At 67.6% G+C, this 15,694-nt stretch carries 15 protein-coding genes; 9 read left to right on the forward strand and 6 right to left on the reverse strand.

Annotated elements, in window-relative coordinates; translation table 11 throughout:
- Positions 1-73 precede the first annotated feature (73 nt).
- The 9 genes from IPV08_RS15365 (at position 74) to IPV08_RS15405 (ending at position 10,350) form a co-directional block, all read left to right on the forward strand.
- Positions 74-457 carry a flagellar biosynthesis repressor FlbT gene (locus IPV08_RS15365; protein ID WP_056433946.1) on the forward strand — a complete coding sequence of 128 codons (384 nt, stop codon included), beginning with the start codon at positions 74-76 and terminating at the stop codon, positions 455-457.
- 442 nt (positions 458-899) lie between these two features.
- Positions 900-2,471, forward strand: a complete 1,572-nt coding sequence (locus IPV08_RS15370) for an ABC transporter substrate-binding protein (protein WP_207412483.1) — start codon at positions 900-902, stop codon at positions 2,469-2,471.
- A gap of 99 nt (positions 2,472-2,570) precedes the next feature.
- Positions 2,571-3,551 (forward strand): ABC transporter permease, encoded by a 981-nt coding sequence (locus IPV08_RS15375; RefSeq protein WP_207412484.1) that lies wholly within the window; start codon positions 2,571-2,573, stop codon positions 3,549-3,551.
- Positions 3,551-4,474 (forward strand): ABC transporter permease, encoded by a 924-nt coding sequence (locus IPV08_RS15380; protein WP_056433956.1) that lies wholly within the window; start codon positions 3,551-3,553, stop codon positions 4,472-4,474. The genes IPV08_RS15375 and IPV08_RS15380 overlap by 1 nt, the downstream gene beginning before the upstream one ends.
- Positions 4,474-6,309, forward strand: coding sequence for an ABC transporter ATP-binding protein (locus tag IPV08_RS15385; protein WP_207412485.1), 1,836 nt, complete (start codon positions 4,474-4,476; stop codon positions 6,307-6,309). The genes IPV08_RS15380 and IPV08_RS15385 overlap by 1 nt, the downstream gene beginning before the upstream one ends.
- 86 nt (positions 6,310-6,395) lie before the next feature.
- On the forward strand, positions 6,396-7,154 hold the full coding sequence (locus tag IPV08_RS15390) for a DeoR/GlpR family DNA-binding transcription regulator (protein WP_246747976.1): 759 nt from the start codon (positions 6,396-6,398) through the stop codon (positions 7,152-7,154).
- Positions 7,147-8,439, forward strand: coding sequence for a Zn-dependent hydrolase (locus IPV08_RS15395; RefSeq protein ID WP_207412486.1), 1,293 nt, complete (start codon positions 7,147-7,149; stop codon positions 8,437-8,439). Before IPV08_RS15390 ends, IPV08_RS15395 begins: the two co-directional genes overlap by 8 nt.
- Positions 8,436-9,404 (forward strand): phosphotransferase, encoded by a 969-nt coding sequence (locus tag IPV08_RS15400; protein WP_207412487.1) that lies wholly within the window; start codon positions 8,436-8,438, stop codon positions 9,402-9,404. The genes IPV08_RS15395 and IPV08_RS15400 overlap by 4 nt, the downstream gene beginning before the upstream one ends.
- A gap of 10 nt (positions 9,405-9,414) precedes the next feature.
- Complete coding sequence (locus IPV08_RS15405; protein WP_207412488.1) at positions 9,415-10,350, forward strand: phosphotransferase; 936 nt, start codon at positions 9,415-9,417, stop codon at positions 10,348-10,350.
- 107 nt (positions 10,351-10,457) lie between these two features.
- Here the strand turns inward: IPV08_RS15405 and IPV08_RS15410 are convergent, their stop codons facing one another.
- The 6 genes from IPV08_RS15410 to IPV08_RS15435 all read right to left on the reverse strand — a co-directional run bounded on the left by IPV08_RS15410 (position 10,458) and on the right by IPV08_RS15435 (position 15,685).
- Positions 10,458-10,808, reverse strand: coding sequence for a Rieske 2Fe-2S domain-containing protein (locus tag IPV08_RS15410; RefSeq protein WP_207412489.1), 351 nt, complete (start codon positions 10,806-10,808; stop codon positions 10,458-10,460).
- A complete protein-coding gene (locus tag IPV08_RS15415; protein WP_207412490.1) occupies positions 10,780-11,484 on the reverse strand; it encodes an ABC transporter ATP-binding protein in 705 nt (234 codons plus the stop codon). Before IPV08_RS15415 ends, IPV08_RS15410 begins: the two co-directional genes overlap by 29 nt.
- Positions 11,477-12,292, reverse strand: coding sequence for an ABC transporter ATP-binding protein (locus tag IPV08_RS15420; RefSeq protein WP_207412491.1), 816 nt, complete (start codon positions 12,290-12,292; stop codon positions 11,477-11,479). Before IPV08_RS15420 ends, IPV08_RS15415 begins: the two co-directional genes overlap by 8 nt.
- Positions 12,289-13,326, reverse strand: a complete 1,038-nt coding sequence (locus IPV08_RS15425; RefSeq protein WP_207412492.1) for a branched-chain amino acid ABC transporter permease — start codon at positions 13,324-13,326, stop codon at positions 12,289-12,291. Before IPV08_RS15425 ends, IPV08_RS15420 begins: the two co-directional genes overlap by 4 nt.
- On the reverse strand, positions 13,323-14,195 hold the full coding sequence (locus IPV08_RS15430; RefSeq protein ID WP_056141947.1) for a branched-chain amino acid ABC transporter permease: 873 nt from the start codon (positions 14,193-14,195) through the stop codon (positions 13,323-13,325). Before IPV08_RS15430 ends, IPV08_RS15425 begins: the two co-directional genes overlap by 4 nt.
- A 338-nt stretch (positions 14,196-14,533) precedes the next feature.
- Complete coding sequence (locus IPV08_RS15435; protein ID WP_207412493.1) at positions 14,534-15,685, reverse strand: ABC transporter substrate-binding protein; 1,152 nt, start codon at positions 15,683-15,685, stop codon at positions 14,534-14,536.
- Between the last annotated feature and the right edge of the window lie 9 nt (positions 15,686-15,694).

Below are 15,694 nucleotides of genomic sequence, written 5' to 3' on the forward strand. Positions count from 1 at the left end.
ACCGGCGGCCAGCGCCGGTCCCCGCCCCATCCGACGATCGATCCAGGCCCGTTTCCAGAAGGGATTCACCGCCATGGCCCTGCGCCTCGACCTCAAGCCCTACGAGGGTTTCCTCATCAACGGCGCGCTCATCCGCAACGGATCGCGGCGCTCCGACTTCCTCATCGAGACCCACTGCAAGTTCCTGCGCGAATCCGAGGTCATCAAGGAGAGCGAGGCCGACACGCCCGCGAAGATGCTCTGCGTCACCTTGCAGATCCTCTACCTCGCCGACGATCCGGCCGAGGCCGAGGATCTCTTCGCCCGCCAGGCCACCGAGATCATGCGGACGAGCCCGTCGCTCGCCCCCCACCTGCTCGCGATCCACGACGCGATCGCGGACCGCCGCCACCACGGAGCGATCAAGCTGGGCCGCGCCCTCGTGGTCGCCGAGCGGAGCCTTTCCGAGGCCGCGTGATCGATAAGGGCGCCGCGTGGCAGGCTCCCTCCCGCCGGTCGCCACGGCACAACCTCGCCCTTGTAGCGCGGCGGCCCGATGCAGGAGATCCCGGAACGGTGCATCGACCCGACCGGGCTCCGCGACGTGTGGCGATACCCGGCGAGGCTACTTCATGGAGCCTCGTTAAATTGGCCTATGAGCGAGGTTGACGCTGTCCTCCACCGAAGCGCCGGCGCGGCGCAGGCCCGCACCGGGCCAGAGCCCTGCTGATATCGCCCCTTCGCTGATCCCCACCCATCGATGGGACGAGAGAGCCGGATCGCCGATTGGGAGCCATCTCCTGCCCCGCCCCGCCACCATCCGCCCCATGCCCGTTTTGACCGATTCGAGCGCTCTGGCACGCGCCGTGCTTTGTGGTTTTTGACCACTTTGACGGATACGTGGCTTTGGGAGTTTCGGGATGGCCGACGGGATGGATCGCAGGCGGTTTCTGCAAGGCAGTGCGGCACTGGCCGGTGTCAGCCAGATCAATCCGGACTTCCTGATCTCCTCCGCTTTCGCGCAAGGGGGAAAGCCGCTGGTGTTCCTGTCCGCCGAGAACATCACCGGCAACTGGGATCCGACCGCTCACACCACGCTCTCGCAGAAGAACATCGAGGGATTCGTGATGGGCTTCCTCACCCGCACGCCGATGACGCTCGATGACCCGAGCAAGGTGGTCTACGAGCTCGCCACCGATATCCAGCTGATCGAGCCCACCCGCCTGCAGATCAAGCTGCGCAAGGGCATCCACTTCCACGACGGCAAACCGTTCAAGGCCGAGGACGTCAAGGCCACCTTGGAATACGGCTCGGGCAAGGACCGGCCGGCGCAATGGTATCCCGGCCCGACCGACACGCTGACCATCACGACGCCCGACGACGAGACCGTCATCGTCGACACGTCGAAGGGCGGCTATCCCGCCCATCTCTTCATCTTCCTGGCGTCGTTCCTGCCGATCATGTCGGCCAAGGACATCGCGGAAGGCCCGGGCGGCGCCCTGACCCGCCGGCTCAACGGCACGGGTCCGTTCCGCTTCGTCGAACAGCGCGGCAACAGCACCGTCCTCGCCGCCTTCGACGGCTACTTCAAGGGCAAGCCGGCGATCCCGGGCATCGACTTCACCTTCACCGGCGACTCGACCACCCGGATGCTCTCGCTGATGAACGGGCAGGCCTCGATCGTCGAACGGCTCGAGCCCGAGCAGGTCGAGACCGTGAAGGCCAACCCGAAGATCGCGATCAATCAGGTCGTCTCCGTCGAGAACAAGTATCTCTGGTTCCGCTGCTCCAAACCGCCCTTCAACGACGTGCGCATCCGGATGGCGGCCTGCCACTCCATCGACCGGGCGATGATCGTCGAGCTTCTGGGGGCGGCCGGCCACGCATCCGCGAACTACGTCTCGCCCGTGAAATTCGGCTACGTCGATCTCGAGAACTATCCGGCCTACGACCCCGCCAAGGCGCAGGCGCTGCTGGCCGAGGCCGGCTTCCCGAAGGGGAAGGGGCTGCCGCCGCTCGAATACATCACGTCGGTGGGTTTCTACCCGAAGACCAAGGAATACGGCGAGGTCATCACCGCGATGCTCAACGAGCAGGGGTTCCCGGTGAGCCTCACCGTCCTGGAACCGGCGGCATGGAACGAGCGCCTCTACCATCGCCCCGGCGGCGGCCCGGGCCACATGGTCGATTGCGGCTGGTCCACGGGCTCGCCGGAGCCGGATCTGGTGCTGCGCACCCATTTCCACTCGTCCTCGCACCGGATCACCGGCATCGAGGACGCCGCGATCGACGCGAGCCTCGACAAGGAGCGGGCCGCGCCCACGCTGGAAGCACGCAAGGCAATCCTTCAGGACGAGACCATGCCGCTCCTCGCGGCGAAAGTGCCGGCTTTGTCGCTGTTCACCTCCGTGATGATCCACGCGATGCAGAAGGAGTTGCAGGGTCTCTATGTCTATCCCGACGGCTCCATCGACGCCTCCAAGACGGTCTGAGCAACCAGCCCGATCCCATGCGCGTCGGGCGCGCGACACGGTCCGCTCCGGCGGGAGCCGTGTCGCGCCCTGCCGAACCCGTCACCGGACCTGCACCCGATGTTCGTTCTCAGTTTCCTCGCCCGGCGCCTCGCGCAGGGTGCGGTCATCATCTTCCTGGTCTCGCTGCTGATCTTCACGCTGCTTCGGGTCGTGCCGGGCGATCCCGTGCGGCTCATGGCCGGCGGCATGGCGCCCGAAGCCCTGATCGAGCAGATCGCCACCCAGATGGGTCTGCGCGATCCCATCCCGGTCCAGTTCGGACGCTACATGGTGCGCGTCGTCCAGGGCGATCTCGGCCAGAGCTTTGTGCGGCCGGCCAACGGCGCGTCGACCGGCGGCGCGACCTTCAACGACACCACCCGCGGCGAGCGTGCGAAGGTCCTGGACCTCATTTTCGATGCCCTGCCGATGACCCTGCAACTGGCGGCATTGGCCCTGCTCTTCGCCCTCGTTTTCTCCAGCCTGCTCGGAATCGCGGCGGGCCTGCACCCGGGCGGCATCGCCGATAAGCTGGCTTTCACCGTCTCGTCGGTCTTCGTCTCGCTGCCGAATTTCTGGCTCGGCATCGTCCTGGCGCTGCTCCTGTCGGTGAAGCTCGGCTGGCTGCCGGCGATCGGCTATGGCGGCTTCTCCTACACCGTGCTGCCGGCCCTGGTGCTCGCGGTGGAACTGTCGCCGGTGCTGATCCGGACTTTGTCGGGGGCCGTCGCCGCGCAGATGAGCGAATCCTACGTCGCCGTCGGCCATGTCCGCGGATTGTCGCCGAGCCGGATCGTCGCCGCCCATGCCCTGCGCAACGCCTCCGTCCCGTTGCTCAACCTGCTCGGCGTGCAGTTCTCCAGCCTGCTCGGCGGCGTGATCATCGTCGAATACATCTTCGATTATCCCGGTCTGGGGCTGCTCACCATCAATGCGGTGCTGCAGCGCGACTTCCCGCTGATCCAGGGCATCGCGATCGTCACCAGCGCGATCTTCGTCCTCATCAACATCCTTGTCGATCTCGCCGCCACCTCCATCGATCCGAGGCTCGAATACTGATGAGCGCCCTCGACGCCACCCTGGTCGCCCAGCCATTGCGGGTCGACGTCGCCGCCTCCCGCTCGATCGGCCGGCGCATCCTCTCGCATGCCGGCCGCTCCACCGAGTTCCGCATCGGCTTCGCGCTGTTCACGCTCCTCGCCCTCGCCGCTGCCTTCTACCCCGAGCTCAGCGGCATCGATCCCTTGAAGATGAACGTGCGCGCGCGCCTGCTGCCGCCGCTGTTCGTCGGTGAGACCTGGAGCTGGGCCCACCCGCTCGGCACCGACCAGATCGGCCGCGACATGCTGGTGCGCAGCCTCGTCGGCCTGCGCTACTCCTTCCTGATCGGCGTTGCCTCGGTCGCCGTCACTCTCCTGATCGGTTGTGCCCTCGGCACGATCGCGGGTTATTTCGGCGGTCGCACGGATACGGTGGTGATGCGCATCACCGACGCGCAACTCTCGATCCCGATGATCATCCTGGCCATCGCGGTGCTCGGTGTCTCGCGTCCGACGATCCCGGCAATCATCCTGGTACTCGGTCTGTCGAACTGGCCGGTCTATGCCCGGGTGATGCGCTCGATGGTCATGGCCGAGCGGGGCCGTGAATACGTGCGGGCCGCGCAGGTCTCCGGGGCGACGCACCCGCGCATCATCCTCACCCTGCTGGTGCCCCTGCTGGTGCCGCCGCTGCTCTTCACCTCGGTGCTCGACGTCGCCCGGATGATGATCTTCGAGTCGACGCTCGGATTCCTCGGTCTCGGCGTGCAACCGCCGACACCGACCTTCGGCAACATCATCGCCGATGGCCGCAAGTACCTCCTCAATGCCTGGTGGATCGCCACCATGCCGGGAGTCTTCCTGTGCCTGACGCTGACCAGCATCAACCTGATCGGCGCCGCCTTCGAGCGCGCGCGCAACACGATTCACGGAGGCGCCTGATGGGCCCCGTCCTCTCCGTCCGCGATCTGCGGATCGACCTGAACCTTCCGGGTCGCGAGCGCCGTATCCTCGACGGCATCTCGTTCGACGTCGCGCCGCGTGAGATCGTCGGCGTGGTCGGCGCTTCCGGCGCCGGCAAGACGGTGCTGTCCCGGGCGGTGGTCAACTGGATCGCCCCGCCCCTGGTCATCGGCGGCGGCGAGGTTCGGTTCCGCGACCGCAACCTTCTCACGCTGCCCGCGCGCGAGATGCGGCGGCTACGCCGCGACATCGCCTATGTCGGCGCCAATCCCATGGGTGCCCTCGATCCGACCCTCCCGGTCGGGCGCCAGATCGTGGAGAAGATCCGGGCGGTGGCGCCGGAGGTGAATGCGGCCGAAGCACAGGACCGCGTGATCGCGATGCTCGACGCGGTGCGCATTCCCTCGGCGAGCGCGCGCTTTCACGATTACCCGTCGCAATTCTCCGGCGGAATGATGCAGCGGGCCCTGATCGTCGACGCCATGATCTCGAACCCGGCGCTTCTGGTCGCCGACAACGTGACCCAGCCCCTCGACGTCACCGTCGCCGCCCAGGTGATCCGCCTGATGCGCGAGCTGACCGAGGGGTTCGACACCGCGATCCTGTTCGTCTCGTCCTCGCTCCCCGTCGCCCGCGAGGCGGCGAGCCGTATCCTCGTCATCGATGAGGGCAGGCTGGTGGAGGAGCAGCCGACCGAAGCGCTGATCGCCGCGCCCCGCCATCCCTATACCCGCGAACTCGTGGCGCAGATCCCCGCGATCTGGAGCGCGCGGCCGACGGTGCCGGCCATCCCGCGGAAGGCCGCAATGCCGGGCTCCGCCATCGTCAGCCTGCGGGACGTGTCGCAGACCTACCGGGTGAAGAAGCGCGGCAGCTTTGCCGGGACGAGCGCGCTGCGCGCGGTTCGCCATGTCACCTTCGACATCCACAAGGGCGACAGCTTCGCGGTGGTCGGCGAATCCGGCTGCGGCAAGTCCACCCTGATGCGCCTGCTCAGCCGCCTGGAACGGCCCAGCAGCGGCGAGGTCCTGTGTGAGGGGAGGGACATTGCAGGGCTTTCCGGGTCCGAGCTTCTCGCCTTCCGGCGCAAGCTTCAGCTCGTGCTCCAGGATCCGTTCGACTCGCTGCCTCCGCGCACGGGCATCGGTGCGATGCTCGAAGCGCCCCTGCGCACTCATGGCTGGCGCGACGCCCGGCGTATCCGCGACAAGGTACGGGACGTCATGAACGATGTGGGGTTGCCCGTCTCGCTCTACGACCAGTTGCCGCTCGGGCTTTCCGCCGGGCAGCGCCAGCGCATCAACGTCGCCCGCGCCATGGTGCTCGACCCGGAGATCCTGCTCATGGACGAGACCCTCTCGGCCCTCGACCAGACGGAACAGTTCAAATTGCTGGCCTTGTTCGACACGCTCCAGCGCGCGCACGGCCTCACCTACATCTACATCAGCCACGACCTCGCCATGGTGCGCAAAGCCTGCAACCGTATCGCCGTGATGTATCTCGGCGAGGTCGTGGAACTCGCCGATAACGAGCGCCTCTTCTTCGATCCTGGCCATCCCTATACGCGGACCCTGCTGTCGGCGATGCCGACCCTGGAGGAGCGGCGCTACCGGCCGGAGGATTGTCTCCTCGAGGGCGAGCCCCCGAGCCCGATCGACCTGCCGACCGGCTGCTCGTTCCGGTCACGCTGCCCGCAGGCATTCGAGACCTGCGTGACCCTGAGCCCGCACCTCGGCGTGCGCGGATCGCGCGATCTCGCCGCCTGCCATCTCGAGACGGATCCCGCCCCGAACCGTGTCGCCGGACTCGTCTGATGCACGGCTTGTTCCTTCGGCGGGTCCATCTCCCGGTCGGCGTCGGGACCGGGGCACATGGCCCCGGATCGGCGGCAAAGGAGGGAATGCCTGCGATGGGGATCACCGGGCGTCGCCTCGATCTCGTCCTCGATGCGCTCGAACGCGACGGGCGGGTGACCGTGAAAGACCTCGCGACCCGGCTCGCCATCAGCACCGAGACCGTGCGGCGCGACCTGCGCGACCTCGAACTGCGTGGCCATGCGCGGCGGGTCTATGGCGGGGCCGTCCTCGACCGGAGAGAGAGCGACAGGCCCTTCGATGAACGTGTCCGGGTCGCCGCCCGGGAGAAGGCGCGGATCGCAGAGGCCGCCCTGCCACTCGTCGAGGACGGCATGACCGTCTTCATCGATGCGGGCACCACGACACTGGCCTTCGCTCGCAAGTTGCTGGGCCGGCGCATCCGGGTCCACACCAACTCCATCGACATCGCAGCGCTTCTGGCGGGCGATCCCCAGGCGCAGGTCACCGTGCTGGGCGGAGACATGAAGCCGGACTACAGGGCCCTGTTCGGCCATCGCACGAACACCGTCCTGCGCGAGCACATCTACGACGTGGCGATCATGGGCATCGTCACCGTGCATCACGCGCTCGGGTTCATGGATCTGGGCGAGGACGAGGCGGTCCTGCGCCGTTTCGCCGTGGAGCGCACGCGCCACTCCGTCATCCTGGCCGATTCCTCCAAGTTCGGCCGGCTTGGCACGATCCGCACCTTCGGCCTCGACACCCTCGTCACCAACGCCCCTCTCACGCGCGATATCGCGCGGGCCTTTCAGCGCACACAAGTGGATGTGATCCATGCCTGAGACGACCTCACCCTCTTCCGTACGGATCGACCCCGCGCGCCTCCAGGCCATGATGGAGGCCGTCTCCGTTTTCGGCGGCGGAGCGGGCGGCTCCATGACCCGCCTGACCCTCTCGCCCGAAGACGGACAGGCGCGCGACTGGCTCGCCACGTGGTTCCGCGAGAACGGCTTCGCGGAAAAGGTCGATCCTATCGGCAATCAGTTCGGGCGCCTCGATCTGGCCGGCGCCAACGCCCCCGTGGTGATGGTCGGTTCCCATATCGACAGCCAGCCCAATGGCGGCCGTTTCGACGGCGCACTCGGTGTGATCTCCGCCTGCGAGGCCATCCTGGCGGTCCGCGAGAGTCTGGAAAAGAGCGGCGGCCGGTCCGCCTGCAACTTCGTGGCTGCCAACTGGACCAACGAGGAAGGGGCTCGCTTCCAGCCGAGCCTCCTCGGCAGCAGCGTCTTCACGGGGGCGGCGGACCTGGCCTGGGCCCTCGGCCGGCGGGACGGGGCGGGGATCTCGGTCGGCGAAGCTTTGGAGAGCATCGGCTATGCCGGGACCGATACCGTCCCGATTCCAGACGCCTATCTCGAGTTGCACATCGAAGGCGAGTCGGTCCTCGAGCGGGAAGGGCTGCGGTTCGGTGCCTTCACGCGGTTCTGGGGAGCCGTGAAGTATCGCCTCGCCTTCCTCGGGCGGCAGGCCCATACCGGGCCGACCCCGATGGCGGCGCGCCACGACGCTCTCCTGGCCGGGGCCTATGTCATCACCGATCTCAAGGCGCTGGCCGGGGAATTCGGGCTCGACCTGCACACCTCCGTCGGCCGGATGGAGGTGTATCCGAACTCGCCCAACACCGTTCCGAGCGAGGCCGTGCTGTTCATCGAGCTCCGTTCCGGATCGCAGGCGATCCTGGCCGAGGCGGAGACGCGGCTGCTGGCGAGCATCGAGGCGGCGGCGGCACGGGCCGAAGTCGGGCATGAGATCCGCTCCATCGACCGCCGCGCGGCCGGACGGATGTCGCCCGGTCTCGTCCACCTCGCCGAGCGCGCGAGCGACGCCAACGGCGCCCCGGCCCGATCCCTCGACACGATCGGCGGCCATGATGCGATCAGCCTCGCGGCGGTGTGTCCCTCCATCGTGCTGGCCGTCCCCAGTGTCGGCGGCGTGATCCACCACCCGACCGAGTTCACCACGCCGGAGGATCATGCCTTCGGCACGCAGGTCCTGGCGGATATGCTCCTTATCCTGGCCAACGAGGGCCTGTCGGTCCTCGAAGTGGAGAAGGAGCGCCGGTGAAAGCGCTCGGCATGCCGGCGGATACGCAGGAACGCCTTGCCGAAGCGGCCCTTGCCGCCGCGCCCATGCTGGCGGGGAGGGCGGTCCATTATCGGGAGGCTGTGCCAGGGGTCGCCTCGCCGTCCTATCACGGCGTCGAATCGACCTCGTACCTCGTCGGCGAGGCCGCGGATGCGGCACCTCGCTACTTCCTGAAGGTGGGGGAGCGCGCGGCCGCGGCCTTGCTCGATCCCTCCGCTGCCTTTCGGGCAGCGCAACGGATCGCCTCCCTGGGTCTTGCGCCTCGCCCCCTCCACTTGGCCGAGGCGGAGGGCGCGATCCTGTTCGAGTCTCTCGGCCCCGAATGGCGTCCCGCCACCCTCGACGCGTTGCGCCGGCCCGAGCGCATGGTCACGGTCTTCGAGGCCTTGCGGCGCATCGGTGCCGGCGAACCGTTCGAACGTCGCTGGAGCGTCTTCGAGGCGATCCGCGGGCTTCGCTCATTCCTCGGCGAGGAGGCCGACACCCTGCCGCAGGATTCCTGGTTCCTGTTCGATTGGGTCGACGCCATCGAGGCGGCGCTGACAGCCGCCGGAACCGAGATCCGTCCGGCCCATGCCGACCCCCATGCCTCGAACCTGCTGTTCTCCCCGGACGGCGCGCTCCGGCTCGTGGATTTCGACATGGCCTGTGACACCGACCCCCATTACCAGCTCGGCGCCTTTCTCAACGAAGCCTGCCAGTTCGACGCCCAGATGAAGCCTGCGATCGAGATGGCGGAAGGGGCTTACCGCGACGCCATCTTCCACCGTTGCCGGGCCTATGCCGCCGCCGACGATCTCCATTGGGGCCTCCGGGCCCTGGCTATGGACCGCCTGTCACCCCGTCGCGCCCTGGAATTCCGCAAATATGCGGCCTGGCGCTTCCTGCGGTGCCGGATGCGGGTCGGTGGACCGGGTTTCGAGGAAAGCCTGAGATCCCTGTGACGAGGCGAGCATGATATCCCTGGGCGGCGGCACCACCGATACCGAACGCGCCTTCGAGGCCATTCTCCGCTCGGTCGCGCCATGGCAGGGACGCCCCATGCGCTATCGCCCGGTCCTGGGCGGCATCAGCAACATGAATTGGCGCGTCGAGATCGATGGCGAACCGCATGCCTATTTCGTGAAGATGCCCGGTCGCGGAACGGAAATGTTCATCGATCGCGCCGCCGCCCGCGCCGCCAGCCGGCAGGCCGAAGCGATCGGACTCGGGCCCCGTACCTTCGATCATCTCGACGCACGGGACATCGAGATCGCCGAGTTCGTCGATGGCCGACGTCCCTCGACCCACCGCGACTTCGCCGACCCCGCCCTGCGGGCCGAGGCGATGGGCGTCTATCGCCGATTCCACGCAGCGCCGCTGCTGCCCCTCACCAAGACCGTGTTCGACATGATCGCCGAACATGACCGGCAGGTGGCCGAACTCCAGGCGCCGATGCCGCCCGATCATGTGTGGCTGACGCGCCAGACGCGCTTGGCGCAGTCGGCGCTCGAAGCCTCCGGTCTCGATCTCGTACCCTGTTTCAACGATCCGATGCCGGGCAACTTCCTCATTGGCGAGGATGGCTCCATCCTGCTGATCGACTTCGAATACGCCTCCAACAACGATCGCCTCTACGACCTCGCGATCTGGAGCGGAGAGATGTTCTTCCCCGAGAGCGTCGATCGCGAGCTGATCGAGGCGTATTTCGGGCGCTACGACGAGGCATCGTTCGCCCGCCTGATGGTGCATAAAGCACTCGCCGACGTGAAATGGTCGACCTGGGCGATGGTGCAGAACACCATCTCCACCCTCGATTTCGACTTCTACAAATACGGAATCTGGAAACACATGCGGGCCCGCTCGATCATGAACGATCCGCGCTGGCCGATCTTTCTGAAGGCGCTCTGATCACTGGGCTTCATCGCCGCGGCGCCGAGACGATCGTCTCGGCGAGCGAACCCGGCAATGCCATGCACCCTCTCGCGGATCCCGGTCACGATGGCCGGCCCGCGTCCTCATCCGTCGGATTCGATCCGTACCTGGATATCGCCCCCCTTCCTGCGGGTCGGGTAGGTGTGGAGGTCGCGAAAGAACCATCCCGGCGAGACGGCACCGTCCGTCAGCGCGAACCATGCCGCGTGCCTTGGGCAGAACAGGCGTCCCCCGGAGCAATGGCCGAGGGCGAGATCCGCCCCTTCATGCGGGCAGGCCCGTTCCGCCGCGAAGATGCCGTCACCGTCCCGCACGAGCACGAGATGGCGCCCGGCGACGAAGACGGGGAGAATGGCCCGGCCGTCCAGGGCCCCGATCCGGCAGGCATGGATCCAGGCCCCGCCTTCAACCGCCGAGATAGGCTTGGCGCACATGCGGGTCCGCGATCAGCGTAGAGCCCGGCCCCGCCAGTACGATGCGGCCGGTCTCCAGCAGGTAGGCGTAGTCGCAGAGTTCGAGGGCCGCGAAGGCGTTCTGCTCCACGAGGAGGACCGTGGTGCCGGTGTCGCAGATCGCCCGGATGACGGCGAACATGCGCTCGACGATGTTGGGGGCGAGCCCCAGCGAAGGCTCGTCGAACAGGACGAGCCGGGGGCGGGACATCAGCGCACGGCCGATGGCCAGCATCTGCTGCTCGCCCCCCGAAAGGGTGCCGGCGGCCTGATGCTTGCGCTCGGCGAGGCGCGGGAACTCGCCGTAGATGCGCGCGAGATCGGCGGACACCCCGGGCGGATCGCGCCGCAGGTAGGCGCCCATGGCGAGGTTCTCCGCGACGCTCATCTGCGGGAACACCCGCCGCCCCTCCGGGCAATGGGCGATGCCCTGGGCCAGCACCTTGCGCGGGTCGGTGCCGGTGATGTCCCGGCCGGCGAAGTGAATGCTACCCGAGCGCGCCGGGATGAGTCCCGAGACGGCCCGGAGCGTCGTCGACTTGCCGGCGCCGTTGGCGCCGACCAACGCCACGAGCTGTCCCTCCTCGACCTTGAGCGAGAGCCCCTTCAGAGCCGTCACCGTGCCATAGCCGCAGACGAGATCGCGGATCTCAAGCATCGATCGTCTCCCTGGCGGCCTGTGCGGCTTCGCGGGCGGCACTTCCCTGGCCGAGATAGGCCTCGATCACGGCCGGATCGGATCGGATCGCCGCCGGCGGCCCCTCGGCGATGAGGCGGCCGTAATTCAGGACCACGATCCGGTCGGACACTTCCATGACCATCGGCATGTCGTGCTCGACGAGGAGGATGGTGACGCCGCGCTCGCGGATCGAGCGGATCAGACGCACGAAGACCTGGGTCTCGGAGGCGTTCATGCCCGAGACCGGCTCGTCGAGGAGCAGCATGGCAGGCTCGGTGGCCAGGGCCAGCGCGACCCCGACGAGGCGTTGTTCGCCATAGGCCAGGGACCCGGCTTTCTCCTGAGCCCGGCCGGAGAGCCCGACCCAGTCGAGGAGTTCACGGGCCCGGTCTCGCAGAGCCACCTCGCCGGTGCGGTCCCGCCCGAGCAGCGTGTCGACCAGCCGCGCGCGGCCCCGCCGATGCAGGCCGATCATCACGTTGTCGAACACGGTGTCGTCGGGGAACACGCTCGTACGCTGGAACGTCCGGCTCAGGCCGAGACGGACGATCTCGTGCGGCTGCAACCCCTGGAGGCTGGTGCCGCGGAACCGGACCTGACCCTGGCTGGGCTTCAGGAAGCCCGTCATCACGTTGAAGGCCGTCGTCTTGCCGGCCCCGTTCGGGCCGATCAGGCTGACGATCTCGCCGGGATGGACGTCGAAATGCAGGTCGGCGATGGCGACGAGGCCGCCGAAGCGCACGCCGACATGGTCCACCGACAGGATGGGAGCGCGGATCTCGCTCATGGCCTGGCCTCCACGGGCATCCGGGCGGGTGCGCCACCGGGCGCGTGACGGCGCGTGGCGAGGCGAGTGAGGCCCGGCACGATGCCGCGGGGCATGACGAACTGGATCACGATCAGCACGAGACCGAACACCATCCATTGCGCCTCGGGCACCATGACCGGCCGCAGGGCGACGGGAAGCAGGCCGAAGATCAGGCCGCCGACGACGGGGCCGAGCAGCGTGCCCTTACCGCCGCCCACCACCATGATGACCATGGTCACCGTGGTGGAGAACAGGAACACGTCGGGATCGATGATGCGCAGGTAATGGGCGTAGAGGCTGCCGGCCGCCCCCGCCATCGCCGCCGAGATCACCGCCGCGAGGGTCAGGGTCCGGGTGGCGTTGATGCCGACCGAGAGGGCCAGGGACTCGTTCTCCTTCAGGCCCCGCATGGCCCGTCCGAAGCGCGAACGCACGAGGCGGGCGATGAGGGCGTAGCAGAGCGTGCCGACCACGAGGACAAGGTAGTAGTTCTGCAGCTTCGTCCGCAGAGTGACGGAGCCGAGGCCGGGCAGGCCGAGGCTGAAGGGTGGGATGCCCGTCAGCGCCAGGGGCCCCTGGGTCAGCTCCACCCAGTTGAGGGCGACGAGGCGCACCACCTCGGCGAAGGAGATCGTCACGATAACGAAATAGGCACCCCGCAACCGGAAGGAGAGGCGGCCGACGAGGTAGCCGCAGGCGGCCGTCGCCAGCACGGCGAGGCCGAAGCCCACCACAGGCGGCCAGGGCTCGTGTACGATGCGAAGGCCCCAGAACAGTTCCACATCGAAGCCGAGGCTCGTGAGGGCGCTGACATAGGCGCCGATGCCGAAGAAGGCGATGTGCCCGAGGCTGAGCTGCCCGGTGAAGCCGAGTAGCAGGTTCAGGCTCATGGCCGCGATGGTGACGATGCCCGTCGTGATCAGCGCGTTCAGCAGGTAGGGGTTGTGGCCCAGCGCGAAGGGCAGGGCGGCCAGCGCCGCCAGGAGGGCGAGAGCGGGGAGGTGCCGGGTCATCCGATGCGCTCCGCCTTGGCGAAGAGGCCCGTCGGCTTGAAGATCAGCACCGCGATGATGATCAGGAAGCCCATGGCGTCCCGGTAGCCCGACGAGATGTAGCCGGCGCCCAGCTCCTCAGCCAGCGCCAGAATAAAGCCGCCGATGGCCGCCCCGGTGATGTTGCCGAGCCCGCCCAGGATGACGATGGCGAAGGCCTTCAGCTCGGCCATCCCGCCCATCTGCGGGAACACCACATAGACAGGCCCGAGGAGTGCGCCGGCCGCCGCCGCGAGGCTGGAGCCGATGGCGAAGGTCGCGGTGTAGATGAGCCGCACGTTGACCCCCATCAGAGAGGCCGTGTCGTGGTCCTGGAAGGTGGCCCGCATGGCCAGCCCGAGGCGGGTCCGGTTGATGAGCCAGTAGGTCAGGCCGATCAGCGCGAGAGCCGCGCCCAGCACGAACAGCCGCAGCCACGACACCGAGACGGGTCCGAGCTGGAGCGGCGCATCCGGGAAAGGGGTCGGAATCGATTTCGCGACGCCGCCGAACAGCCAGAGCGTGCCCGATTGCAGGACGATGCCGGCGCCGATCATCACCAGCATGGTCGTGTCCATGTCGGCGCCGCGTAAGGGCCGCAGCAGCACGAGGTCGAGGATTGCGCCGAGCAGGAGGCCGCCGAGGATCGCGGTCGGCAGGGCGGCGAAGAAGCCGAGCCCGAGGGCGGTAACGGCGAGGTACATGACGTAGGCGCCCACCGTGTAGAGCGCCCCGTGGGTGAAGTTCACCACGTTCATGATGCCGAAGATCAGGGTCAGCCCGATGCCCAGCAGGGCATAGGTGCCCCCCAGGACCAGGGTGTTGAGGAGGTGCTGCAGGAATTCGGTCATCGAGGCCTCGCCTGTAAGCAGGTGATACGGTCGTCGGCTGAGCGTCAGTGCAGAGTCAGCGAGCTTGGCGCGGGTCCCTGTCCGTCAGCGTGACGGCAATTGCGCGGGATGGGCCGCCCTCCTCCCCCTTGTGGGGAGGAGTTGGAGGTGGGGGTGGTTGAGCGACCCTCAGCTTGCGGGGGCTAGCGGAGCCACCCCCACTCCTAACCTCTCCCCACAAGGGGGAGAGGGACGCGCTCTGCCCGCAAAAACAGATGGGGGAATCCGGTAGCCCTAAGGAGAAGAGCCTGTTCCGCATGTGATACCCGAGGGGTGCGAGCCGGGAGGCATGCGCCCGGCTAAAGCGTCGGCACCACGACCTTCCCGCCGTCGATCTTGACGAGGTAGACGTCCGGCTTGCTCTGGCCGCTTTCGGACCCGGCGGGGCCGGCCTTGGCGAAGCGGATCTGTCCGTTGAGGCCGGTGAAATCGACCGACCAGAACCCCTTCTTGATCGAGGCCGCATCGGCGGCGCCGCCCTTTTCGATGGCCGCCGCGATGGCGCGGATGCCGTCGTAGCCCCGGAAGCTCTCGGTGACGCCGGCGAACTCGAAGCCGCGCTTTTTCCACTCGCCGATGAAGTAGGCGGTGGCCGCCGGGTTCGGGGTCTTCTCCGGGTACCAGGGTAGGAAGGTGGTGAGATGCATCGTCCCCTCGGCGGCAGCACCTGCCTGGGCGATGATCTGGTCGGGGTTCTGGGAGCCGCCGGTGGTGATGATCCGCTTCTTGAGGCCGAGCGCCGCCATCTGCTTGAACAGGAGCGTCAGCTGATCGACGGCAGCCGTGATCATGATCGTGTCGGCATCCGAGCCCTTCAGCTTGGAGAGCTGGGCGCTCATGTCCTGCGCGCCCTGGTCCATGGTCTCCACGAGGCCGACCGTGACGCCCTTGCCCTTGAGCATCTTGCCGAAATCGGCCGCCGCGCCCCGGCCCCAGTCGTTGTTGATGGCGAGAAAATCGACCTTCTTCAGCCCGAGCTTCTCCACCATCGGCGCGAAGGCCTCGGCTTCCAGGGCCGAGGGCGGCGAGATGCGGAAGACGTAGGGGTTGCCCGAGGTGGTGATCTTGCCCGACGACGACGTCTCCACCAGCATCGCGGTCTCGTAGTCGGCGAGCTTGGGCATCACCGCGAGCGTTAGGCTGGACCCCCATGCCCCCATGAGCACCGGGGTCTTGTCGCTGGTGATGAGTTTTTCAGCCACCGCCGCCGCCTCGGTGGGGTTGCTCTTGTTGTCCTCGACGACGAGTTCGAGCTTACGTCCCAAGACACCGCCCTTGGCGTTGATTTCGTCGGCGGCGATCCGGGCGCCGTTGACCACATAGGTGCCCGACGCCGCGAACGGCCCGGTGAGGGGCTCGTTAACGCCGATCCGGATCGCCTGCGCGTGGCCCCCCCCCGCCGACAGGACGAAGGCGAGGGTCAAGGCGGGAATCGTGTGGCTGCGCGTCATGGTGGTCTC

Source organism: Methylobacterium sp. SD274, from assembly GCF_017355285.1.
In the GTDB taxonomy this organism is placed as follows: domain Bacteria; phylum Pseudomonadota; class Alphaproteobacteria; order Rhizobiales; family Beijerinckiaceae; genus Methylobacterium.

What these genes read in the sequence shown, in the direction of transcription:
- IPV08_RS15365 (WP_056433946.1), top strand. Translation starts at nt 74, where the DNA reads ATGGCCCTGCGCCTCGACCTCAAGCCCTACGAGGGTTTCCTCATCAAC.
- IPV08_RS15370 (WP_207412483.1), top strand. Translation starts at nt 900, where the DNA reads ATGGCCGACGGGATGGATCGCAGGCGGTTTCTGCAAGGCAGTGCGGCA.
- IPV08_RS15375 (WP_207412484.1), top strand. Translation starts at nt 2,571, where the DNA reads ATGTTCGTTCTCAGTTTCCTCGCCCGGCGCCTCGCGCAGGGTGCGGTC.
- IPV08_RS15380 (WP_056433956.1), top strand. Translation starts at nt 3,551, where the DNA reads ATGAGCGCCCTCGACGCCACCCTGGTCGCCCAGCCATTGCGGGTCGAC.
- IPV08_RS15385 (WP_207412485.1), top strand. Translation starts at nt 4,474, where the DNA reads ATGGGCCCCGTCCTCTCCGTCCGCGATCTGCGGATCGACCTGAACCTT.
- IPV08_RS15390 (WP_246747976.1), top strand. Translation starts at nt 6,396, where the DNA reads ATGCCTGCGATGGGGATCACCGGGCGTCGCCTCGATCTCGTCCTCGAT.
- IPV08_RS15395 (WP_207412486.1), top strand. Translation starts at nt 7,147, where the DNA reads ATGCCTGAGACGACCTCACCCTCTTCCGTACGGATCGACCCCGCGCGC.
- IPV08_RS15405 (WP_207412488.1), top strand. Translation starts at nt 9,415, where the DNA reads ATGATATCCCTGGGCGGCGGCACCACCGATACCGAACGCGCCTTCGAG.
- IPV08_RS15410 (WP_207412489.1), bottom strand. Translation starts at nt 10,808, where the DNA reads ATGTGCGCCAAGCCTATCTCGGCGGTTGAAGGCGGGGCCTGGATCCAT.
- IPV08_RS15415 (WP_207412490.1), bottom strand. Translation starts at nt 11,484, where the DNA reads ATGCTTGAGATCCGCGATCTCGTCTGCGGCTATGGCACGGTGACGGCT.
- IPV08_RS15420 (WP_207412491.1), bottom strand. Translation starts at nt 12,292, where the DNA reads ATGAGCGAGATCCGCGCTCCCATCCTGTCGGTGGACCATGTCGGCGTG.
- IPV08_RS15425 (WP_207412492.1), bottom strand. Translation starts at nt 13,326, where the DNA reads ATGACCCGGCACCTCCCCGCTCTCGCCCTCCTGGCGGCGCTGGCCGCC.
- IPV08_RS15430 (WP_056141947.1), bottom strand. Translation starts at nt 14,195, where the DNA reads ATGACCGAATTCCTGCAGCACCTCCTCAACACCCTGGTCCTGGGGGGC.
- IPV08_RS15435 (WP_207412493.1), bottom strand. Translation starts at nt 15,685, where the DNA reads ATGACGCGCAGCCACACGATTCCCGCCTTGACCCTCGCCTTCGTCCTG.